Below are 24917 nucleotides of genomic sequence, written 5' to 3' on the forward strand. Positions count from 1 at the left end.
TTTCCGGATAATACTTACAAACGTACTGTATGAAAAAATAAATGACCTATCGGCCATATCAATTGCTGTCAAACCGCTACCTTTATGAAATCGTAACCCGATGATGAGTCCAATCACTTAACTGTCAGAAAAATAAATAATTCGAAAGGAAGATGATCTAGATACCTTTATTAACCACTGGCTTTAAATCTTATCGTTATTTACACCTTTATGAAAAAACATTACATGACCCTTTTGGCTGTCATTACCATGCTGTCTACATGGTGTGCCGGCCAGGTAAACGGACAGGCACTTCCGGAATTCCAACCCTTTGCCTACACGCACATCTACAATTGGAACACCACACCTTATCAATCGTTTCAGTATCCCATTCCATCTGGTCCACTCACTCGTTTTCGATTGATGACACCGAACGGTTTCGACCGGTTCGCCAATGATGGCAAGAAATATCCTATTATTATTTTCCTTCACGGTAGTGGCGAAGCTGGTGTGTACGACGCGGCACCCAACAACGGTGTGGGCGAACAGGACAATGAAAAACAACTTGTACATGGCGGTCAAACCCACATGAACGCCGTACTCAACGGCACGTTTCCAGGCTTGCTGCTCTATCCACAAATTCGTCGCCCTAACCCAGCGTTGGGTATCGGGCCATCATGGGGATTCGACAACCTCAAAGCCGTAGAATATATTTTGCGAAAGCTTATCGAGAGCTACAAGGTAGACCCAGACCGAATCTACATTCATGGTCTTTCTATGGGTGGTGAAGGAACGTGGAGATTCATTGCCTGGAGACCTGATCTTTTCGCCGCAGCGCATCCGATGTCTGCTGGCGGTACTTTGTTCTGGAAAAATAAATCAGCGCCTCCAGGATATTGGGAAGGAGAAGCTAGACTTCGTTATAAGCACATTCCCCTACGTCAAGCACAAGGTGCTCTGGATACAGGACCGACACCACTCGAAGGCAATGGCACAGTTGACGCCATCCGCGAGATCGGCGGTAATATCCGATACTCTTACTATCCAACACTTGGACACGGAACATGGAATTCGGAATACGCAAAGCCCGACTTCTTTTCATGGTTCCTCTCACAGCGAAAAAATAACATCCATGTATACAATGGACAGACGTCTTTTTGTCCCGGAGAAAATTTCTCGGTAACGCTTGGACTCACGCCTGGATTTGCAAATTATCAATGGTGTAAAAACGATACGACAGCAGCGCCCTTCGCGCAAGGTGCGACCATCAACGAAGTAACCATTACGCAAATTGTAAATACAGGATCAGGTGTAGGCACCTATTATGCACGTTTTCAACGCGCGAACGGTGTCTGGACGAAATGGTCTGCTCCTGTAAACATCAACAGTAACCGTGGCTTGTCACCAACACCGACAATTGCTGCAGATGGACAAAGTAAACATCTTCCTTCATTGGATGGTAGTCCAGACATTACACTCACGGGCTCCAATGCAAAAGCTGCATACGTTTGGAGACGAGATGCAACAACACTTGCCAATACAACACAAGTCATTAACGTAAACACTGCTGGTACCTATAGTCTTCGCAGCCGGGATTTCGGTGGCACAGGTAGAGAAGCAGATGGTATAACACCGACAGAATATCGCGCCGAGCCGTTAGGATGTTTAAGCTTGTCTTCAAACACAATAGCGATCACCACCAGTGGTAGCTTTGGAGTTCCCTCCCCTCCAGCTAATCTTATGGCCGGCGTGAACTCACAAACCAGTGTCTCGCTTACGTGGGAAGACCGCGCGAATGATGAAACTGGATTCGAACTATATCGATCTACCTCGACGGGTGTAGGATATAAGCTCATTGCAATCCTTCCTGCGTCATCGGCACCTAACCCTCTATCACACATCGACAACGGGTTGCAAGCCAATACAACGTACTTCTATAAACTAAGAAGTATTAATGCCCTGGGTGGATCAACATACAGCCAAGAAGCTAGCGTAATCACTGTCGCAGACAACACCCCTCCTACTGCACCAGTGCTTACCGTTGGTTCTACGACACGCACTGAAATAAACTTAAGTTGGACAGGTGCAACTGATAATGTTGGTGTTACTGAATACGACATCTATCAAAACAATGCACTCATCACGTCGACAAAGGCCACTTCTTACAAAGTAACGGGACTCATTGAATTTGCTAACTATGCGTTCGTTGTAAAAGCTCGCGACGTTGCCAATAATACTTCTGCGCCGAGTAACCAAGTGAATACTGCGGCGGTAATCAACGGACTTACTTTTAAATATTTTCACCATGGTGGCATTTCAAATGTCGCGCAAATTGCGGTCAGTGGAAACCTCATTAAAACAGGAACGTCTTCCACTTTTTCAATCGCGCAAAGAAACCAAGACGACAACTTCGCTTTTATCTTCGACGGATTCATCATCATCCCAACTACTGGAACTTATACATTCTATACATCATCCGACGACGGTAGTCAACTATGGGTTAACAACGTACGTGTTGTAAACAACGACGGCACGCATAGCTGTGTAGAAAAATCTGGAACCATTAGTCTTTCAGCCGGAACTTATCCGGTACAATGTTCGATGTTCTCCAATAGTGGTGGAGAGTGCTTGGCAGTACGTTGGCAAGGGCCAGGTATTGCCAAAAGTGAAATACCAGCATCTGCATTGAAAGACAATTACACACCTCCAGCACCATTGAATGCGCCAACAGCTTTCACTGCCACAACGGTTTCATTTAACCAAATTAACCTCACGTGGACTGATAACAGTAATAATGAATCTGGTTTTGAAATCGAGCGCTCACTATATGCAGGAACGGGATATCAAGTCGTCAAAGTAACAACCGCAAATGCAATCTCGTGGTCTGACCATACACTGACACCGTCGACTACTTACTACTATCGTATCCGTACGATCAATAGTAGTAGTGCATCACCCGTAGTTGGACCTGCAAACGCTTCAACGCACATCGCTCCTGCAACACCAGCAGATCCATCTGGACTTTCAGCAACTGCCGACACGCCAACACAAGTGACTTTGAATTGGACAGACAATAGCGCAAACGAGAACGGCTTTGAAATTCAAAAATCATCACAACCAACAACGGGGTTTGTAACGATTGCTACTACATCCGCAGATGCGGTAAGCTACGTGGACACAAAAGCTAGCGGTCACGCTACAATCTACTATCGGGTTCGTGCTGCACGCGAAGGAGGTGTCGTCTCTGGGTTTACATCAGCCGCCAATGTGACCACTGGAAATCGTGCCCCGGTGATCACCAACGTCATCGACCGCTGCATTGCTATCGGAAGCTCGCTCACAATCGATGTGCTCGCCACTGATCCCGATGTAGATGGATTGACATTCTCCTACACCGGCCTTCCGGCTTTTGCCTCAACACAAAGTAACGGTTTTGGAAAAGGTAAAATTATCTTCACCAATGCACAAGCCGGGACTTACAATATTCAAGCTACCGCTTCTGACGGCATCACTAGCACATCGGATGTATTCGTCCTGACTGTAAACACAAATAACAGTCCTGTTATGGCAGATATTCCATTTCAAACATCAGAAGAAGGAAGACTGCTCTATGTAACGGCTACCGCTACCGATGCGGATGCAACTGACCTACTCACCTATACCGTAAGCGGCCTTCCTTCCTTTGCGACATGGAACGCTTCACAACGAAGAATTACCTTCAAACCTCTCGCGGGTCATGCTGGTATTTACGAGAACATCACCGTGACGGTAAGAGACAATAAAGTTCCTGCTGGTGTTGACACTAAAAGTTTTACGCTCGTCGTGGCACCACTTGATCAGTCGTACACTATATCAATCAATTTTGCTACGACACCAAGCATGTTTGAAGAAAATCCGTGGAATAATACGGGAATGCCTCAAACTGCCGACATCACGAACATGAAAGATGATCAAGGTAATGTGGTTCGATTTGTAGCTTTGAATACAACGACAAATTGGACCACGACAGCTCCTCAAGTCGTAAACCTCCCAGCGTCTACTGCTGCTATCTATACGGAAAAAATTAGAGAATCTTATTTCAGAAAAAGTTCTGGCGGCACGGGCAATAAAATGAAAATCAAAAATCTGAACCCAGCAATGCAGTACAAGATCACCTTGTATGGTGCTGGTGGATGGATCGGCGGAACAGCGCCTACTGGGCTCACCACGCTAAATACCGCTTACACCGTTGCCGGACTTACGACTCAGACGTTTCAATTGAACACACTCAACAACGTATCAAATACAGTAACGACTGATCTAATGAAACCAAATTCAGCAGGCGAGATCAGCGTCACCGTCGGCCGCGGTACAGACAACATCAATCACTTCTACATCAATGCGATGATCATCTCAGCGTACTATGATAACGGAAGTGCACCAGAAGCACCTACTGAGCTCGTCGTCGCTGCCCCTGCAAACAACCGCGTTGACCTTACGTGGAAAGACAACAGCATCAACGAAACACGCTTTGATATACTTCGGTCAACGACAATCAATGGCGTGTACAGTATTGTCGGAACGACAGCAGCAAACATAACATCCTTTGCAGACCTCACCACCGTAGGACGCACTTCATATTACTACAAGGTAAGAGCCGCTAATTTGACGAGTGGCACCGATAGTAGTCCGCAATTGGTCACAACGCCGAATGGATCGCCGTCATTAACCAGCTTCGAAGCAATCGTAGGCGTGGCCGGCCAAACATTTCAGCGTACCATCAATGCAACAGATCCTGATGGTGATGCGATCATTTTCTCTACCCTCAACCTACCATCATTTGCAACGCTAGTTGATAATGGAAATGGCACAGGCTACATTCAATTCAATCCAACCGCTACACAAGCCGGTAACTATGCATTCACGCTTCAAGCATCCGACAACTTCAGCGGAAGATCAGAACTCAAAACATTTGTGATCGCTACTGATCCTAGCTTTGGAGAAACCGTGTTGATAAACTTTAAGGGCGCCGCGGGATCAGACGACGCGCCTTCACCTTGGAACAATGCAGTGGCGTTCAATAACATGAACGGATTAAAGAATGTACAAGGCGGAACAACGCCGATCAATCTAAAAACGGGTATCAATTGGACAGGCTCTAGCAACAACGGCGGCACAATATCTGAAAGTGGTATTTATCCTAGCAGCGTTCTTGGTTCACATTGGACTACAACGTCAACAACTGGTGCCACAGTTGTGTTAAAAGGACTTGACAATGCCAAGCGTTATAACCTGACATTGTCGGGTAGCTTGAATCAATTCTGGTTTGCCAATACAACATACATCGTGAATGGCGCACAAAAGACTTTGAACACTTCAAAGAACACGAGCAAGTTCGTAAAGTTTGCGGGCATTCAACCTGCTGGTGACTCAATCGTGATTACCGTGAGGAAGGGCGCTAACGTGAATTCAAATCCTGTCGTCGCACAACGCGATGGTATTCTTGGATCGCTGGTAATCGAGTCCGCGACACAAGGATTAAACCCGATTCGTCCAACAAATCTCGCCGCAGAAGGATTGTCAAAGAGCGCTATCCGCTTGACATGGTCTGATAACAGTTCAGATGAAACTGGTTTTGAAGTTTATCGTGCAACGACCCAAGCCGGACCGTTCACATTAGTTCACACCACAGCATCCAACGTCGAGTCATTTACGAACACCGGACTTGCGCAGAACACGGCGTACGTTTACAAGATTCGTTCGATTAAGGTTGGCGGTAATTCCACGTATTCAGATAATGCATACACAACTACCTTTAACCAGATTATTCTCGTAAATATTAACTCGTCTGCTGGTAGTGGTCAGCTTCAGGCGCCTGCACCTTGGAACAATTTAGGCACACCACCCTCAGATGGATTGTCATTTGCAGATTTGAAAGATGACAACAATACAAATACGGGAATAAGCGTTGACTTGATCAATTGGGAAAATGGCGGCACTAACAATACTGGTTTCACTACCGGAAATAACTCAGGTCTCTATCCTGATGCAGTGTTGGAAAATTATTACTACTTCGAACAATTCGATGCAGCGACCACTTACCGACTCAATGGACTGAATAATAGTCAGGAGTATGACCTCGTCTTTTTAGGAAATGAGTGGAATGTAGCCACTACTGGAAACATGATCGTAGCAACCGACTACACTGTTGATGGCGTCACTGTGTCGCAATTCAATGGAAAGAATTCACTCGAATCAGTATCGGTAAAAAATGTTGCGCCTGAGGTCGGAATGATTCCATTCGAGATCAAAGCCAATGACGAAGCTCGTTACGGTGTATGGAACGCCTTAGAAGTTCGCTCACACGCGCCGATCGCATCATCTTTTGATCTCACCGCTCCGTCTGGCCCGCAATCACTGACAGCATCAAACATCACTGGCTCGTCAGTAACGCTAACGTGGAATGCATCGACTGATAATATCGCCGTTACAGGCTACAGAGTTTACCGCCAAGGTTTGGGATTGGTGACGACAGTTGCAGCAACTTCAACAAATATTACCGGACTTACTGCATCGACAAACTATCTGTTTTATGTGAAAGCCATCGATGCAGCGCAGAATGAATCAGCTTCTTCTCTCGGTGTTCGTGTCACAACAATCGCGAATGGAAGGATCGCCCAATCTGAACCGATCGTTTCCGAAGAAGTTGTCCTTGATGCAGATATCTTCCCGAACCCGGCAAAAAACTCTGTGAGGGTTAAATTATCGAGCGCCGTCAAAGAAAACACCCCAATTGCGATCAACATTTACAATGCTCAAGGTGTAATCGTACGCCAGCAGCAACGGGCTCATGTAGTTGATGGTATTGAAGTAGATATCACCGATCACAACATCGGAATATACATTATGAAGCTAGAGGTGAATGGCCGACAACTGATCAAACGTTTTGTCAAAGAGTAATTAGTCGACTCTCTTTATAAATGAAAAGGCTGCCTTAATCGGCAGCCTTTCTTTTTTATTGTATCGACAAAACTCAATCCTTAAAGAACCTGTAATATTTATGTGTCGCGAGTGTGAGCATTTCTCGATCGCCAGATGTGTCGCCGTAAACTGAGATCGACTCATAATCAGGAAGCGCGATCGACTCAAGAATCCGAACTTTCTTCTCAGGCCCGTAGCAATTTCTGCCTTTGATTTTACCCGTGATGACGCCATCTTTTGTTTCCCAACAGGTCGCCAAAATCTTGAATCCAAACTGGTCGCTCCAAGGCTTAATCCAATCCGCTGCTGATGCTGTCACAATGTAGATATCATGTCCTGCAGCTTGATGCTCCTTGATCTTTTGAATTGCGGATGGTCGCAACAACTTTGGAAGCGCTTCTTTTGCAAATGCTTCTCCCGTTCTTTTGAATTCTTCCGCTGTCATTCCTTTAAAAAAATGGCCAAACATGATTTCCTTCGCTCGCCAGTTTTTGATTAGCTTCAATTTATAGGCCACCAAAATTGGTGAAACGATTGCCATACCCGTGAGCAGACGAAATGTTCCAAATCGATATCGAATGATCTCTACAAAAGTATCCTTTCTTGTGATCGTACCGTCGAAATCAAAAAGTGCAAGGTGTCGAATCACAACTTTAATTTTTTAAACACACCTTCAGGAACAGACTTGATAATGAGCATGACCCAACGCCACATCCAGAGTACGTATATTTCGTTTTTCTTTTTGTCAGCAGCGTTTATCATCTTGCTCGCAACTTGATCGGGCTGTGCCGTAAGCGGCGCAGGAAGTTTTAATCCGTTCGTCATTTTGGTATCAACGAATCCAGGCTTGACAGTCACCACGTGGACACCTGATTTAAATAGGCGATTACGAAGTCCAGAGAGATAAGATGTAAATCCAGCCTTCGCGCTTCCATAGATATAGTTACTCTGTCTTCCGCGATCACCAGCCACCGAACTTACACCAATGATTACGCCAGATTTCCTTGTCTCCATATCGTTGGCGACAAGATTTAGGATAGAAACTGCGCCGGTATAATTTGCCTGAATGATGCGATTGCATTCATCCCAATTATTTTGCGCGACAGCCTGATCACCGAGATAGCCAAAAGCACAAATCACAACATCAGGCACCGGGGAAATTCCCTTGTAGAATGACGCGTGTGACTTGACATCGTCAGCATCGAAGCGAACAAATTTTGCTATTACATTGTGACGTATGGAAAGGTCTTTCGAAAAACCTGTCAACGCTTCTTCATTTCTTCCAGCTAAGAATATCGTGGCGCCTTTGCGGGCATATTGTCTTGCTGCAGCTTTGGCGATATCCGAAGATGCGCCAAGAATTAAAACACACTTCATTTTTTATGGTAGTGATTGGTCAATTGAAGTCTAGCCGATTGCTCAGACGCAAATGTGGAACTCGGATTATACTTTCTAATGGTTTCTGCGAACTGATTAATTTTCGGATAGCTCTTCCAAAAGAAATCAGATTTCATCCGTGCATCTTTAGAAAGATAAATTCTTCCGCCAAGGTCCATCACCACTTTATCCAACTCATCCAGGAATTCGAACAATCCTTTTCTTACTGCAAAATCAAGCGCTAAGGTGTATCCTTCCATCGGGAAAGAAATCAAATCATCCTGTTTTCCAAAAAGCTTCAACACGGCTAAGAATGAACCCATATTCCGCTTGTTGATACGCGTGAGGATCTCTGTCAAACCCTTCTTACTTACATCCAGCGGCAACACAAATTGATACTGCACAAAACCACTCTTACCATACATTCTGTTCCAATGTAAAATGGCATCGAGCGGATAGAAGAATGTGTCGTAATCCACCAATCCTACATGGCGATTTTTCGGACTCTTGTTATAATACAGGAAGTTGAAAGCGCGGATACTTAAAGGATTCAATGTGATTGAAGGAAGATTGAACGGTACCGTGAGCTTACGCTTCGCGGGAACATACAACGGATTTTTTTTCTTTTTCGTATCCAGATCTTCAAGCGTAGCATGTTCTCCTGCATACATAATGCTTCTTCCGAGCTTGCTTCCCTTCTGAAAACAATCTATCCAGGACATCGAGTATGTACAAGAACGATGTTCTTCAAACAGGTCAAAAATCTCATCAAGATTACGCGCACGTGCTGTGATTTGTTTGATGTATGCGGATTCAACTTTTTTCAAACCAAACTTCACGCGAAGAATAATTCCAGTAAGTCCCATTCCACCACATGTTGCCTCAAACAGATCTACGTTCTCCGTTCTGCTTGCGCGATAAATTTTTCCATCGGCAGCATAGATCTCCATGTAGATGATGTGCGCACTGAATGATCCTTCCTTGTGGTGATTCTTTCCATGAATGTCAGAAGCAACAGCACCACCCACGGTGATGAATTTTGTACCTGGTGTTACGGGAAGAAAATATCCCTTCGGAAGAATCACTTCGATCAATTCCTCCAACGTTACACCAGCTTCGCAGAAAATTTCCCCACGAACAGGATCGAATTCAAGGATATTGGTATAGTGAAGTGTAGAAACAATGTTCTCACCTAAACTCGCGTCACCGTAGCAACGGCCCGCCCCGCGAGCAATGAACGGCGATGATGGTGATGATTCAATAATCTTTTTCAGATTCGTTTCTGAATCGAAGACAAACTCGTTTGCTTCAGCAACAGGATACTTACCCCAGTTGGTTATATCTTTTTTACTTCTCACAGGCCTTTAGACATATAGATGATAACATAGAAACTCAAGATCCAGCAAAGAATGGTAGTGATTAAGAACCGATCGGTCAACAAAATTTTCGTAGGGCTACCACTATTTTTCTCTACCAAAGATATTTGCAAGTAACGGAGGATTCCCGCGACTACAAAGATTGATGTGAAGTATAAATGATCGCTGTGAAGGCGCTCTGTTACTTCAGCGGAGATTGTGTACATGATATACGAAACCATGCTCACTCCGGAAATCATCGTGATACCACTATAAACAAAGTTCAAATTGTAGTTCTTCACTTTTCTACTGATGGTACCTGATTGTTCTGCGAGGATAAGATCATCGAGGCGTTTCGCCAACGCTATAAACAGCGCGCCTAGAAACACCATGATAAGTAGCCATTGCGAAAGGGAAATATCGATGATAACACCACCGGCAATCGTTCGCAGCAGGAATCCTGAAGCAACCATCATGATATCCAAAATGGAAATGTTTTTTAGTCCCAGTGAATAACCGAGGTTAATCACGAGATATGTTAGGATGATGTATAGGAAGTCAGTGTTGACAAAAAAGGCAAGTGCAATGCCTGCAATGAGAAAAATTGTGGCCACAATAAAACCAACTGTTGGGCTAATGGCCCCGGAAGCCAGTGGCCTATTTTTTTTCTCGGGATGATTTCGATCGACTTCGATATCACGATAGTCGTTGATAACATAGATGGCGCTGGCCACAAACGAAAAACAGAAAAAACCAGCGATAAGGAGTACAAGATTGTCCTGATTGAACAAAACGCCACCGAAGAAAGCAGGGATAAAAACGAAACCGTTCTTCACCCAATGTTTCATCCGGATTAAAGACACAAAATGCTTCATAAAAAGATTAACTATAGACTGAACAAGATTTAAAGATGGCGATAATAAGCTTAATTTTATAGCCCGAATGCAAAGAAAAATAACCGATATCTGTACCAAAAATGATTCTTAAGAAAGACCTCACACCAAGGCAAATTACAACGATTGAATTTGCCATTATTACCCTCTTCTCCTGCTTACCATTACTTCTCGAACTCCCCTTCCGGGTTAACATTTTCGTAACCTGGGAAGGCGCCTATCGCATGTATGTGGGACAAGTTCCATTCCGTGATTTCGGTATGCCTCTTGGCTACGGATTTTGGCTCATCCCGTTTATCTTTTTTAAGATCTTCGGGCCGTATCTCTATAGCCTAGTTATTGCACAGGCGTTCATCAACTTCCTCTCTCTTGTTGCTTTCAGGGGCATTCTGAAAATCTTCAATTTGAGTCCTGGGCAAATTCTACTTTCCATCACGGTAATGTGCCTCTCCTTTGTCATGGTCAATTTCTGGCCTTGGTACAATCACACCGTATTCGTGTATGAACTGATCGGTCTCTACTTTCTCTTCCGCTATTTATTGCGAGATAGTAAAATCATCTGGCTCATCCTCGCGGCATTTTTCATCGCACTCACCTTCCTTACAAAACAAGATGCCGGCGGCTTGGGTATGATGCTAACCATGGGCATATTGATTGTCGACGCACTCGTTACCAAGAAGTTTAAGACGTTATTATTATATGTCGGTTTCTACGCCGTAGCACTCGCTGTGCTTATCCTCCCATTCACTGCTTACGAGTTTTCATACTGGTTCAACTTCGGTCAATCGCATCACTTCTCAAGAATAAATGCTTACGATTTCTTAAGCACATTCTTCGAAGAATCGCTTATTCTAAAGCTTTTCATCATTGCAACCGTTATAGTTGCTTTGGTTCGCTATCCGAAGTTCAAGGAACTGACTGCAGACAGACCTTACTTTTTATTTACACTATTTACACTTGGGATTTTAGCACAAGCGATGATCATCCAAGTGACCAGTTTCAGTCCCGCGACAACCAACTTTTACTACAATAGTTTCGCATTTGCTTTCTTGATTTACAATGCAGGAAGAGTCATGCAGTTCGAGAAAGTATGGGTTATTTCATTGGCTTTTCTATTGGTCCTTTTTTGGCGATCTGAAAACTATTGGAAGTATTCAATGAAAGTTTTGGGGAAATTTCTCCCTGCTAGTTTCAGTCCTCCTCCCCCATCTGTGGTATCAAAAAACACGTGGTCATCTAAAGCAGATCAAAAAGGTGGAGGGAAACCACTGGAATGGACGTTGACACCATACAGAGCATTTAAAAGAATTAAATTACCAGTACCAACAGTCGAAGGAATTGAAAGAATAAAGTCTTTGTCCATTGTAAAAGACAATCCTAATCTCAAAGTGTTAAACATGTCGAACCTTACGCCTCTTGCGCATGAATTGAAGTATACGCCGGAAGCAGGAGAAAACATTCCGCTGTGGTATCATAAAGGTGTTGCCTTCTTTGATCGCGAAAGCAAAAGCCTTTGCGATAAAATAGCCGATCAACAGTATGATGTTGTGCTCTTTGAAGCGATGCCCGACGTCGATAACTTTTTCCCTTTTGATGTTCAGGCGTGTCTTCAAAAACATTATCAAAAAACGGATTCTTTCCCGTCGCCAACAGGATACCAAACGGATTATATCGAAGTATATGTCCGGCCGGCAACGACCGTTGCAACTATAGCGGATTGAGTACTATTCGTCGCGCATGAAAATTTTGTCACACGTTTATGTGGGGATGGGAGAAACGTTCGAAGCTCAATATTGAATACTATCGAACAACAAAACCGTTCATCCTTGCGTTGAGAGATGTGGCAAAGTTTTTTAGCCTTCGATTACTTGCTAATCGTTGGTATGAGAGACAATTATACTTTAACTTTCGCGACAGAAACGTATCGTAACACGTTAACCTTCCCCAGTATGAACATGACCTTTGCTAAGGTACTCGTACTCTCGTTGGCAATGATTCATTGTTCATCTGAACGTACGTCACTCCGTGCACATCACGATCTTCCCGTCGTTGAGAACTATCAGCCAAGTGAAATTGTCGGCTCTGTTAAGAAACCATTTCAATGTGGCAAGTGCACATACGTTGTTCCTAAAAAGCATGAACATGACGGCGCCAAACTTGGATTAAAACCAGGCGACGTCATCTGCCTCGATGCCAAGATAAAATACGGCCCGTTGAAGTTTGTAAACTTAAAGGGCACCAAAGAAAAACCGATCACCATAATCAATTGTGGCGGGCCTATTACTATCGACACGCCTGGTCATTCTTTCGCACTGAAAACAGAAAAATCTGAACACTTCCGTATCACGAGCGTCGGCACGAAAGACGACCCTTACGGAATTAAAATCTCCGGCGCGAAGGGGATGGGCATTGCCCTCGACTACTTAAGCACAAACTTTGAAGTTGATCACGTAGAGGTTTTCAATATTGGCTTTGCGGGTATCATGGCCAAAACTGATCCTAACTGCGATGACGCTACAATCCGCGGCAACTTTGTGATGCGCGATATAGCGCTTCATGATAATTATATTCATGACACAGGCGGTGAAGGATTTTACATTGGAAATTCGTTCTATAACAACGGCATGAAACGCAAGTGCGGTGTACGCTTCCCACATGATATCGAAGGCGTAAAAGTTTTTAACAACATCGTAAAAAATTCCGGATGGGAATCTATTCAAGTTGGATCTGCACCCAAACGCGCCGAAGTTTATAACAACTACATCGAGAACTACGGTACAAAGGACATCGAAAATCAGCGCGGTGGAATACAAATCGGTGAAGGTACAGGCGGTCTTTGCTACAACAACTTTATCAAAAAAGGTAAAGGCAATGCTATGATCGTGCTTGGTTATGGCGACAACATCATTTTTAACAATGTAATTATTGATGCCGGCAAAAATGCAATCTTCTGCGACGAGCGTTACACCAAAGGCGATGGGTTTAAATTCATCAATAACACGATCATTAATCCTGGACACGATGGCATTTTGATATATGCCGAGCTCGTCGAGAAAAATGTGATCATCAACAATATCATTGCGAATCCTGGCAACTACAAAGTATACGAATCGACGCCATATAAGAGAGCGGAAGATGCTTATGTACACAAATTGAATAAAGACGTTCGAATCGACATGTCTAACAACCTATTTACACAAGATGTGTCTCAGCTCAAATTCCTAAATGTTGATCAATACGATTTTAAAGTTTCGCGTGAATCTCCAGCCATCGATGGGGGCCGCGATATGAGCGCTTACAACATTAATTTTGATTTCTTGAAGAACGAACGCCCGAAGGGAAAGGGTTATGACATTGGAGCTTTTGAATTCGAATAATCATTAGAATCGCACCACTTCCTCAGTAAAATTCTTAAACATCGGCAAGCTTCCCCAGCTCGTATTGACGTTCGCAATCAATTTACCTGCGGCAATGTTATCGTTCGATATTTTACGATTACCTGTCTCGTAGTTGTAATAATATGCGTTCTCGTCTTCGAAATTCATTGATTTCTCTTTCGTCGTATTGCTGAGGTAACGAAGGAAATTTTCAATTTGTATGTTCTCATATCGCATACCATAAGCCTTTGCGCGATTGAGTAGATCGTGATCTTCATGACCCGTTGGAAGGAAACTCTCTTCATACCCACCGAGCTCCATAAACTTCGTTTTTGCTAACGCAATTCTTCCTTCGGTTCCCCAATAAGGTTTTTTTCTAAAATGAAATATCGAATTAAAATCGTGCTTGTTGTACAGCCAATTGATGTAATACGCGAAATCCTTTCCGGTGAAATTATCGCCATCTACATTCACAACAATATCACCTTTTGCTGCACGGTGTGCTAAATTTTTCGCTTTACAAACATGAAAGAACTGTGGTTCTTTTGTATGGTAATAGCTCAACACGCCAGCGTCAGTATATTTTTTCAGATTCTTTTTCGCCCATTCATGCAAGCCATCCTGTGAATTATAATTGATCACCACAAACTCAACACCGGGATAATTGATATTGTCTTCCATGTTCTTGATCACCGTTTTCCGAAGATGGAAAAAGCGGTTCATGCAAGTGGTGCAAAAAGAAATCGAATGATGTTTAAGCGTTGGGTCGTAAATTTCTGCGGGGAGTTTTTCAAAAGCATAATTCCGCAGGTAAAGATCACGAAAGTCACGCAGATTGCGTTCGAGCTGTTGGGGAATTAGTTTACTAAAGAAGAGACTTAACTTAGACATGTTTGTTGGGGAGCCGATATGTTACTTTTTCTTCTTGAGTAACCTGAATGGATTGTATTTGTGTTTGATAATTTGAATACTCTCATTAACGGAGTACTCTTCGTTGCTAGACACTTTGGTGTCGTGGGGAATAGGTTGTGTTACGTATTTATCGAATCGCGCAAACTCTCTTAAAATCCGCTTCTTCACCGCCGCGTAAAGACTACCATCTCGCTCCAGCGTTCTGTTACTCGTCCACACGCGTGAATCACGATTTCTTACAAGACCAACTTTTCCATACTTCATGAGGTCAAACACGAGGCGTCCATCATCACCTCGGATATTGCGACGGAGATAACCCTCTTTAATTCCATATTCTTTCACATAGCCCATGCTAATTCCATAGGCGCTTAGGTATGGACGTTTGATGTGGCGAATTTCAACCATAAAATCCCTGATCACATCATACAGCGAAAATTTCCAACGCGCGATGTTGGCATTTCCCAGAAACGAATATCTCCCGTACACGGCAATGACACCTACTTTTAGCAAGGCATTACCCATCAATTGAATCCAACGTTTTGGATAATAACAATCAGCATCAGCGATGAGAATGTACTTACCTTTTGCATTGCGCTGTCCTAGTTCGCGTGCAGGGCCGCATCCTTGTATTTCTTGAAAATAAGAAGTCACGCCAAGCTTATCGAGAACTTGTTGGGTGCGATCTTTCGAGTTATTATTGACAACAACAATATCAAAAGGAATGTCAGTTACATTACGCGACAACGTATCAAGACAGCGAATAATATTCACCTCTTCATTCCACGCGGCAATCACGATGGTAATCGTTGGCTCGTTACTCATCTTTGATTGTAAACGTTCTTTTATTTTCTGGAATGTCTCATCAGGAACATCCTCCAGCCTTTTGACATGGAATAAGTCCTTGTCGATCCACTCCGGATTATTAAAAAAATACATACACTGCTTTTGGTTGACAATGATTAGCTATCAATAGAAAAAAATCAAGCCATAACCTTTAAATTGACCCAACTTTACGAAGGAACGAAACTATTATTGCGACTCGAATATATGAAAACCATTCATCACATTTTCCATGCGGCTACGTTATTTTGAATCCAAGAACTTTGGCGATGCCTTAAATCCGCACCTCTTCAACAAGCTATTACCAGGCTTTTTTGACGACGATCCAGCAATAGATTTCTTAGGAATTGGATCCATCCTTGGCTTCGATATGGCGAAGTCGGCAACGCGAAAAATCGTGTTCAGTAGCGGATTTGCGTATGGGACAAAACCGACGGTTGATACGTCGTTCGATTTTATTTGCGTGCGCGGTCCACACACAGCCAAAGCACTTGGGTTGGATGAAAAACTAGCCGTTGCAGACGGTGCTATCCTCGTAAGGGAAATATTCCGGGAAAATCCGGGTAAGAAATACGGGGTTTCGTACATGCCGCATTGGGAAAGTGAATTGAAATTTGACTGGTCAACATTGTGCGCTCAGGCCGGCATCCATTACATCAGTCCAATGGACGACCATCGAGATGTAATCAAACGCATTCAGCAATCGGAAGTCATTATTTGCGAGGCAATGCATGCGGCCATTATTGCGGACGCGCTCCGTACGCCTTGGATTCCGGTTAAGGCATACAACGGCATCAACGACTTTAAGTGGCATGATTGGACCGACTCCCTCAGCATGCGGTATGAACCAATTCGCATCCCTTCCCTATTCGACGCAACGCAGTTCATGCTAAAAGTTTGCAACGAAAAAATTTCAACACGCATTCCGAACGACCTTTATAAAATGGGGCTGAAAGGCTACGGCCTCATCCAAAATGTTTCTAGAATTCCGCAAGTCAGAAAACAACTCATCGAAATCGGACAAGGAAAAAGTTATCTAAGCAACGACACGGTCATCGGCAGTAAGCACCAACAATTACTCGATTTATTGGATGTTGTAAAAAGAAAATATGGAGATTAAATATCCAGACTGGAACCAGGACTTTCTTGTACGCGGAAAGAAATTAACGTTAGCTACTTCAGGTAGTCATCAATAACTTCCCAAAAACTTGCAGCCCTGGCTTCCCATGTATTTTTTTCTGCCGCACATTGTCGTGCAATGATCAACTCGGGTGAATCCGTGTTGATTGTTTTGGTGATCGCATTAGAAAAATCTTCATAGTTAGATGCAATCTCAATTGTTCCGCTAAAGCTCATGATATCTTCCGAGAATGGGGTTGATACAACAGGTTTACCTGCCGCGAGATATTCGTTTACCTTCAATGGGTAAATGCTTCGCGTGAGTGTATTACACTTAAACGGAATGATTGTACTCTTTACAAAATGTAAATATTTTGGAAGCTCAGAAATATCTTTCTTTCCCGTAAAGATGACATTCTCAAATGCAGCGAGTTCATCATACAAGCTCTTACTGATAGACGATGGTCCAATCATTAGAAAAGCTTTATCCGGATTTGCTTTGAAGACATACTTCAACAAGTCATAATCTAATCGATCATCCAAATGGCCTGTGTACGCTACGATCGGCTTGATCACATGCGCTATTTCTTCCGGCATCTTATACTTACCATTTAAGCTGTCCTTAAACATTGATACATCGGCAGCATTTGGTAAGTAATAAATATTCTTCGTTAATGACGCCTTTAACCGTTTGAGTTCGATGGATGTTGTAAACGTCAAATCGGCGCGACGAATTTCTTCTGTCTCCAGCCGCGGCCCATGTTTATGAATATACTTCGAGTGGCTAATATCATCTACCGTGTGATAGATGTACAGCGAAGGCTTGAAGTACTTCGGCCAATGGCGACCGTAAAATGGATTAAAAGAATTGATGAATATAAAATCTTTGATCTTGTAATCGCGAATCAGACGTTTGAGCGAATGAAAGAGAATTCGATCATTGATGGCAGAAAGTTTATCGTACAGCGCTCCTTCTGGAAGGAAGTTCACTGGAATGGTCAATTTCGGCGTAACAGCAACGAGATTGTCATTGATCTTCGTGTAGATGCCACTCCCTGTGAGAAGCGCTCTTTTACGCGACTGAATTTGACGGCTTTTATAATTGGAGAAAAAATCTTTGAGTGTAAATGGATTATCGACGTAGAAAACGCGGTGATCTCGGGAAAATTCCTTTGCGAGGGAATAAGCCGTCGAAGAATAGTCACCATCCCAACGGGGAAGCGCTAGCATGATAATATCCATAGAATCGTTCTTCGCCATTTATGCAAACGTGCGTCTTAAAAACTTCATTCCAAGTGAAAACATATTCCCATAAAATTCTAGAAAATGTTTGAACACGCCCGTGAGTCTGATATTCAAATTATGATAAAGATAATACTGATTGTACACCAATGAAATAAGATAGGTAGTTAAAGTTCCATAGGCTGCACCGATCGTTCCAAAATGCTGAATGAAGAAATAATTTGAAACGATGTTAATACTGGTATTCAATAACACGTAAGCAAAATTCACTTTTGCTTTCCCGATTGCATCAAGTGTAATTCCCATCAAACGATTGAATGGAATAATTAAGCCGAATAACATCGTGACATGCAGAATTGGAACAGTGTTAATGAACTTCGATCCGGCGATGATGATAATGACATACTTCGCGAAAATGATTACGCCCAGGACCACAGGAAGCATAATTGCCGTAAGCGTTCCTACCGCCTTTTCATATAGATATTTTGCTGTGCCCATACCTTCGGTCGCGATGCGTTGCGAGAGCTTCGGGAACAGCACTGAAGTAAGGGTATCCGTTGGTACTTCTACCAAGTTTGAAACGCGAATTGCCGGCGCAAAATTCGTCACCTCTTGTTTCCCTAACATCGACCCTAACATCCAGCTATCGATACTTTTATAAATAGTAGAACTCACATTGGTACCAAAGGTGAATACCCCATAGTCAAACAGATCTTTCGTCCACTTCTTGTCGACCTTTTTCGAAAACGAAACAAATTTTTTCGAATAGAAATAAGAAAACAAACCCGACATGATGATCGCGGTGCATTGCACAATGGCCAAGGTGATCAAGTCGAACTGATAACTGGCAAAGGGTTCTATTTTCAGAACATAGCCGAATAAGTACGTGGTACTGATGAATAAAAATAAACCGCCTTGTCTAATGAGGTTACTGATCGTGGTTCCCTTAAATTGAAAACGTGCCTGTTGTACGATATCGAAATGGTTGATCGGGATTAGCGCTATGGTGGCCACCATGTAAATCAGGAACAACGATCCTATTTGTGGCGCGTCCCAAAGTTTTCCAAGGAACATCGCTCCTACGCCAAGAAGCAGCAGTTCAATTCCACCAATGATCGTATTCAAATAAAGCGAAGCGCTTTGAATCTTAGGAGAATCCTCGTCGGAGTTGATATTCAAAAAACGAATAAGTGGATTCCTTACGAATCCTTGCTTACTCATTTCCATTAGGTTCACGATAGTGTAGTATAGAATCCAAGTTCCGTAGTCATCTTTCGACATGACTCGAATAAGAATCCAGAAGTTTGCCAGCCCGAAAAACATACTGGCAATTTTATTGATCAGGCTAAAAGATCCTGAACTCAACCAATACGATCCCCGGAACTTGTTCGCCGCTCCGCTAAGAATTTTCCTCATGATTCTAATTTAGTTCTGCTATACCAATGCGTTTGGCAATGGAGCAGCTTGCTTTTACTTGTGGTGAGCGAGCGATTTTTACCCAACAATCCCACATGTCGTACGAAAAGTTAATGTCATCAAAGAGGATAATACTTCCAGGGGCACAATACTGACTGACCAGCTTGAACTGATTATTGACAATACCGCTCTGATGGATTGCATCGATAAATGCCATATCGATGGTCTCGCCAGGCTTTAAAATCTTATGATGTGTGTCTTCAAAAGTATCGACTGTCGAGATATAATTCTGACTGATCATCGACAAGTTAGACTGAGCGACCTTCGCCCAAATGGCATTGGGATCGAACGTTAGCAAAGTACCACTACCGTTAGCGTTGATACCACTTAGCCAATACATTCCTGACACGCCAAATGCTGTTCCAATCTCAACAATGCGGGTAGGTTTTTTCGCCACCACCAAATTGTAAAAGAGATCACCAACCTTCTTATCGACGCGAACTTGGTTAGCGTTACGCGTCGCATTCTTCACCGGAAAAGGATAGTCCTCAAGTTTTTCGAAACCTTCCCACAAAGGAAGTTCACCCAGCATTGACGCTTTCAATGCAAGGTCTTCGATCTTCGCCGACATCGGTGGTGACGGCAACGTGTGAATATCTTTATTGAAGAAATCACCGATCCAAGATTGTGTCGCAGATTTATGCCAATGGACCTTGAAATCAGATCCATTGCCATTGAGCTTATGCGAAAGCTTCCATAACAATTTACCCAACATAGACATGAAGTTTATTTCGGTACGTTCTCTAATTTGGTACCGATCATTTCTTCAATCTCATATTTAGCAATCTTCAACTCTGCTTCCACTTCTGCCAAACGTAAAGCCTGGTTCGTATTACGTTCCAAGATGTTGTTATAAGTCGTTAAGTCTTCTTGACCATCTTTAAATCTTTGCTCGATGTACTTGAAGTTTACATCCGATTGATCCGTAGTCTCTTTTTGAATTTTGTATTTCTGTTCTGCGAGTTGAAAACGAGCATAACGCGTGAGTACTTCCGATCTGACGTACAATTTTTGCGCTTTGATTGCATCTTCAGCCTGTGACGCAGCGACTCTTCTCTTCTTCACTTCAAGGCCGTTCGTAAAAAGTGTACCCATGGTAATGCGAACACCAAAATTATAACGCGGGAAGAAAGCAGCGCGACCGTTTGGATCAGAATCAGGATTGATGGTGAATTCGTTCATGTTACCTTGTACCGAAAAATAGTCTAGCCAATTCCATTGTGCCTGCTTCATATTGTAACGGGCAATAGATGACGATTTGACCACTTGATGATTCAATGGATCGTTTCTCCAAGCCAACTGCACCAATTTTTCCTCAAAGCTGACATTGGCTGCCGTTGCTGGTAGGATAATGGTGTTGTAGTCGACGTCCTGAGAGAAGGCGCCGCCACCGCTTAGTAACACAATAGAGAGAAAAACGATCTTTTTCATATACGATTAAGGATTAAAGATTTGCACGTGAATTTAAGTTGTAGATTCGGTTTTATCGAACTTAATGAGGTTAATAAAAAACGCAAACGATGCCGTGATAATAATAATAATCGGTTTCTGATCTGTCGCATCCTGCGTGAAGTGCGCCACCGATATAGCAAAAAATGCCGCTAAATAGGCCGCGTAGAATATCTTAATTTGCTCGTCCCTCGCCTTATAAAAATTAATCACACCCACGATCATGGCCGTAGCATACATGTACATGATCAATGCTAAACCAATCCATCCGCGCTCAAGGGCAATACGCAAAAAACCGCTATCTGTATCGTATGGCCCCGCAAGTCTATGCCCGGGCTCCAATCGCAATCCAAGATTACCAACGGTGTTCAATCCGCCACCAATAGGATGGGTCTGCGCGTAAGGCTGTAGTCGAAGACGCTTTTGATCACGCACGTTCATCGACGCGTCTTCTGAACCTTTGAAGGTTGAACGCATGCGTAATATCGGTCCGCTGTAAAATGGTCCCCACATGAGTGCTGCAAAGCCAATGGCACCAACGATTGCAAATAGGATGGTGATCCGCTTGTTCATCGTCATCATCACATAAAAGGCAAACCCCATAAGAATCATCGCCGTGGCGGTGCGTGTACCCGAGTAGCCCATGGAGATGATCATGATAAAAGCAACGGTAGCCAATACCAAGCGGTGCCACGTCTTAAAAGGGCCTAGCGCTAAAATGGAGCACACAATAGCTCCGTAGGCCATGAATAATCCAAAACCGCTGATGTCCGACATGAAGGACCATACCCGTAAGTGATTCCAGATAAATGCGAGTTTAAATGCCTCTGGTCCGCCTTTCATGAGCCAACGCATGGCATACGCAGGCATCCCGAACCACTCCTGATACATGCCGTACAATGCGGCCAATAGCCCGAAGAACAACCAAAACTTTGTAAAGAATCGAATGAACTTGAAGCTTGTGAATACATGCATACATGTAAAGAACAGCAGCAAGACCATCACGGTCTCTCGAATACCAATCAGGCGCGCTGAGATACTGTGACTAAAAGGATTGAACATCTCCAGCAGGGCGTATGTGCTGTAGACCAGTATAGCAGTGCCGATGGGATTTTTAAAGACATTCCATGCACTCTCTTCATGATCCTCTTTGCCTCTCTCAACAACAATCGACAGCGTAATCAAAATGAGGAACAACTCAATTAATGCACCCAGCGGAAGGTCTACGCCGGCAAGACGTCCTATCTCAAAGAAGAAATAGGAATATACAACCATGATGAGAAAACCATTACGATAGTTTGCGAATACAGCAACACCAACCGCAATGGCAACCAATAACAGAATTACAACCAGTGCAATGGCAATTCCAATGTTGGCGATAAGAAAAGATATTCCAATCACAACAACACTCAGAATGAGAAACAGCAATACTGGCGATGCTTTCTTTAATTGAAATAACAATCTTTCCATCCGCTAATTCTGTAAGATTAGTCGATCAAATATCAAACATCGTGATCAAGAACAAATAAAAGTAGGTCACGACGACGAAGGCAATAACCATGTTACGCAGAATGATCTTTCCACTCAAGCGCTCGTTCATCGGATCTTCATCTTCGAACTTTTGCATGGTTTTAAATCGCCAATTCTTTTGTATTGATCTTATTTAACACAGCGCCCATGAACTTGCCGTTTAAGTCTTTCAGGTAGTCAATCGATTCACGGTCTAGCTGTTTGATAACCGATTCGGCAGAAAATACCGACAACACTTTATCTGAATAGTCAACCAACTCTTTTGTGTCCGAATAATTGTTCAGGGCCGCACCTTCCATGATGATATAATCATAAGTTTCTGACAGCTTACGAATCATTTCGCCAAAATCTCTTCCTGCAAAAATCTCCGACGGCGATTCATTACCACCGTTGTTACCAATGATGCTGATACCGCGATGCCCTGTTGGGTAGATAATACTGCTTGCAAAATCTTCTTCACTCATGTCATGCTTTTCGCTCTGACCAATATATCCTTTGATAAAGATGCCTTGTTCGAGTTTACGAACGTTTTGATTCTTCCGAAGCAGAATATGTGTCAATGAGTTGTTTTTGAAGTTGGTATCAATAATCAACACATGCTTCTGAATTAAACTCAACAAGTACGCTACACAAAGAATAATGAAAGTCTTCCCTTCACCAGGTTTTGTACTTGTCACCAACAACACCTTGCCTTTACTCGCTTCAATTTCAAAGCGGAGTTTTCTCAAGAAATGTTTAAACACTTCCATCTCTTGGTTTTTATTGCTGTTGGCAAATAGTTCAGTGAGATTGAGGTTCTTCGTATCGATACCGTTTACAGATCCTGCCAAAGGTATACGAACCATCTTGCGGAATTGCTGTGGATTCTTGATGCGCACATCGATGTATTCCATAAACACAATTGTGAATACCGTGAGCACAAAGGCTACGATGGCCGAAAGCCCAATGAATAAATAACGCATCGACATCTCAGGTGCACCGTTCGGTTGACCAGGTTGAATGATCTTCACCGAGCTTGATGAAATCATCGACTTACTTTGTTCAGTATTAAAGCGATCCAATGCTTGAAGGTATTCTTCATTCGCCTTGGTCACTTCGCTCTGTAACGCCGTAAGCGTTGCTTCTTTCGATGCCGATCCAGTAACGCTGCCACGCAGTGCGCCGATCATGCCGTTTACATTGGATAAGTTGGCTTCTGATATCTGAAGCTCCAATTGATATTGCTCTTGCTGATCGAGGAGATCCTGGCGTGACGCTTTTACACTTGATGCACCAAGCTGCTGAAGCTTATTTTTTTCTACTTCGAGTTGGAAGCGCAAATCGCGAATCGTGGATTGAAGTTCCGTGTTTGTCGATCCTCCCTTTGTATATTCGTCGTTGAGTTGGGTAATTTTTTCTTGAATGCGTACAATATTACCATTGATTGTGGCACGATCCATATCAGGATTCGCGCCTTTGGCGAAGTCGGCAAGCTTTTTATTGACACTTGCCAAAGAAAGTCTCACGCGCTGAATATCGCTCAAGATCTGCTCCTTACGAAGTTCATACTCGGTGATTTGCGCCATCTTCGTCGAGCTTTCCGTTTCGTAGTTAACGACACCATTAGTAAGCTTGTAATCGTTCAGCATTTGGCTTTTCTCATCCAAAACCTTCTTCTTTTCTGCCACGAGGTTCTGGAAGAAAGTTACAGACCGATCCGTTTTTCCGAGGCGTAATGAATTGTCGTAGCGGATGTATTCTTCACCAAGCGTGTTCACGACGAATGCCGAAAGTTCAGCTTTACCAGATGCATGTGTGATCGTAACGAAGTCGGTGTCTTTGATGTACTTCACTTCCACCCTGTCCTTCATTTGCCAGTGCGCATAATTCATTTGCGCCAGGAAACTTTGGATTTTATTTTCAAAAGGGTCAATGCTGGAGAGTTGTTTGATGGAATCATAGCGAACTTTCAACAGCTGAATGGCTTGCGTACGTTCTTCGGCGGACAACACAATTGCCTCTGGATCTTCCGAACGCAATGGTTTAAAGGGGCGTTCTGATTGCAAGTCGTGCAGCAACAAGCGATACGACAACATCGACAACACCGTTTCCGAAGTCATCGTCTGCAGCAGGTTGTTAAATTTTACGCCTGCGTCGCGAAGGTTAAACCGTTCATCTGTCACTTTGATCTCGTCATCGGTCGTAAAACCTGTCGAGATTTTAGCGGTAGATTTGAACACAGGCTTCATACCTGCGGTGAAGACGTAGGTGGCAACGGCAGCTACAATCGGTATCAGTATGAGATACCACTTCTTACGAAGTAAAACGCGGAAAAGGACGACTATATCCATATTTCAAAAGTACAAAAAATTAAAGGTACGGTTAAGGAAACAACCTTATACCACGGTTTAAACACCTTATAAAAAGCT

The 24917-nt window shown here is 43.3% G+C and carries 17 protein-coding genes; 4 read left to right on the plus strand and 13 right to left on the minus strand.

The window, feature by feature from the left end; translation table 11 throughout:
• Positions 1–210 precede the first annotated feature (210 nt).
• Positions 211–6918, plus strand: a complete 6708-nt coding sequence (locus DQQ10_RS10575; protein ID WP_112746830.1) for a fibronectin type III domain-containing protein — start codon at positions 211–213, stop codon at positions 6916–6918.
• Between the two features lie 73 nt (positions 6919–6991).
• Here the strand turns inward: DQQ10_RS10575 and DQQ10_RS10580 are convergent, their stop codons facing one another.
• From DQQ10_RS10580 to DQQ10_RS10595, 4 genes are read right to left on the minus strand one after another with little or no spacing between them, the layout of a single operon-like run.
• Positions 6992–7588 carry an HAD-IB family hydrolase gene (locus DQQ10_RS10580; RefSeq protein WP_165823882.1) on the minus strand — a complete coding sequence of 199 codons (597 nt, stop codon included), beginning with the start codon at positions 7586–7588 and terminating at the stop codon, positions 6992–6994.
• The gene (locus DQQ10_RS10585; protein ID WP_112746832.1) at positions 7585–8316 is read right to left on the minus strand and encodes an SDR family oxidoreductase; all 732 of its coding nucleotides are present in this window, start codon (positions 8314–8316) and stop codon (positions 7585–7587) included. The genes DQQ10_RS10580 and DQQ10_RS10585 overlap by 4 nt, the downstream gene beginning before the upstream one ends.
• Positions 8313–9674: an FAD-binding oxidoreductase gene (locus tag DQQ10_RS10590; RefSeq protein ID WP_221409707.1), complete on the minus strand. Its 1362-nt coding sequence runs from the start codon at positions 9672–9674 to the stop codon at positions 8313–8315. Before DQQ10_RS10590 ends, DQQ10_RS10585 begins: the two co-directional genes overlap by 4 nt.
• Positions 9671–10546 carry a decaprenyl-phosphate phosphoribosyltransferase gene (locus tag DQQ10_RS10595; protein ID WP_112746833.1) on the minus strand — a complete coding sequence of 292 codons (876 nt, stop codon included), beginning with the start codon at positions 10544–10546 and terminating at the stop codon, positions 9671–9673. The genes DQQ10_RS10590 and DQQ10_RS10595 overlap by 4 nt, the downstream gene beginning before the upstream one ends.
• 101 nt (positions 10547–10647) lie before the next feature.
• Here DQQ10_RS10595 and DQQ10_RS10600 point away from each other — a divergent pair, with 101 nt between their 5' ends.
• Together DQQ10_RS10600 and DQQ10_RS10605 are read left to right on the plus strand one after the other, a co-directional pair.
• Positions 10648–12285: an ArnT family glycosyltransferase gene (locus tag DQQ10_RS10600; protein ID WP_133259611.1), complete on the plus strand. Its 1638-nt coding sequence runs from the start codon at positions 10648–10650 to the stop codon at positions 12283–12285.
• Positions 12286–12513: 228 nt separating this feature from the next.
• Positions 12514–13941, plus strand: a complete 1428-nt coding sequence (locus tag DQQ10_RS10605; RefSeq protein ID WP_165823883.1) for a right-handed parallel beta-helix repeat-containing protein — start codon at positions 12514–12516, stop codon at positions 13939–13941.
• A gap of 3 nt (positions 13942–13944) precedes the next feature.
• Here DQQ10_RS10605 and DQQ10_RS10610 read toward each other — a convergent pair whose 3' ends face one another.
• Both DQQ10_RS10610 and DQQ10_RS10615 read right to left on the minus strand, forming a co-directional pair.
• On the minus strand, positions 13945–14832 hold the full coding sequence (locus DQQ10_RS10610; protein ID WP_112746836.1) for a glycosyltransferase: 888 nt from the start codon (positions 14830–14832) through the stop codon (positions 13945–13947).
• Between the two features lie 21 nt (positions 14833–14853).
• Positions 14854–15789 (minus strand): glycosyltransferase family 2 protein, encoded by a 936-nt coding sequence (locus tag DQQ10_RS10615; RefSeq protein ID WP_112746837.1) that lies wholly within the window; start codon positions 15787–15789, stop codon positions 14854–14856.
• Between the two features lie 136 nt (positions 15790–15925).
• Here DQQ10_RS10615 and DQQ10_RS10620 point away from each other — a divergent pair, with 136 nt between their 5' ends.
• Positions 15926–16813 (plus strand): polysaccharide pyruvyl transferase family protein, encoded by an 888-nt coding sequence (locus DQQ10_RS10620; RefSeq protein WP_112746838.1) that lies wholly within the window; start codon positions 15926–15928, stop codon positions 16811–16813.
• Positions 16814–16866: 53 nt separating this feature from the next.
• Here DQQ10_RS10620 and DQQ10_RS10625 read toward each other — a convergent pair whose 3' ends face one another.
• From DQQ10_RS10625 to DQQ10_RS10650, 7 genes are read right to left on the minus strand one after another with little or no spacing between them, the layout of a single operon-like run.
• Positions 16867–18072 carry a glycosyltransferase gene (locus DQQ10_RS10625; RefSeq protein WP_112746839.1) on the minus strand — a complete coding sequence of 402 codons (1206 nt, stop codon included), beginning with the start codon at positions 18070–18072 and terminating at the stop codon, positions 16867–16869.
• Entirely contained in the window at positions 18073–19470 is a 1398-nt protein-coding gene (locus DQQ10_RS10630; RefSeq protein ID WP_112746840.1) for a flippase, read from the minus strand. It lies immediately after the preceding gene.
• 4 nt (positions 19471–19474) lie between these two features.
• Positions 19475–20245 (minus strand): O-methyltransferase, encoded by a 771-nt coding sequence (locus tag DQQ10_RS10635; RefSeq protein WP_165823884.1) that lies wholly within the window; start codon positions 20243–20245, stop codon positions 19475–19477.
• Positions 20246–20256: 11 nt separating this feature from the next.
• The gene (locus DQQ10_RS10640; RefSeq protein ID WP_112746842.1) at positions 20257–20961 is read right to left on the minus strand and encodes a TolC family protein; all 705 of its coding nucleotides are present in this window, start codon (positions 20959–20961) and stop codon (positions 20257–20259) included.
• A 33-nt stretch (positions 20962–20994) separates the two neighbouring features.
• The gene (locus DQQ10_RS10645; protein WP_112746843.1) at positions 20995–22449 is read right to left on the minus strand and encodes an O-antigen ligase family protein; all 1455 of its coding nucleotides are present in this window, start codon (positions 22447–22449) and stop codon (positions 20995–20997) included.
• Positions 22450–22474: 25 nt separating this feature from the next.
• Positions 22475–22606: a hypothetical protein gene (locus DQQ10_RS28305; protein ID WP_262511767.1), complete on the minus strand. Its 132-nt coding sequence runs from the start codon at positions 22604–22606 to the stop codon at positions 22475–22477.
• Between the two features lie 4 nt (positions 22607–22610).
• Entirely contained in the window at positions 22611–24839 is a 2229-nt protein-coding gene (locus DQQ10_RS10650) for an exopolysaccharide transport family protein (protein WP_112746844.1), read from the minus strand.
• Positions 24840–24917 lie beyond the last annotated feature (78 nt).

The sequence above is a fragment of the Pseudochryseolinea flava genome (assembly GCF_003286915.1).
Classification (GTDB): Bacteria; Bacteroidota; Bacteroidia; order Cytophagales; family Cyclobacteriaceae; genus Ohtaekwangia; species Ohtaekwangia flava.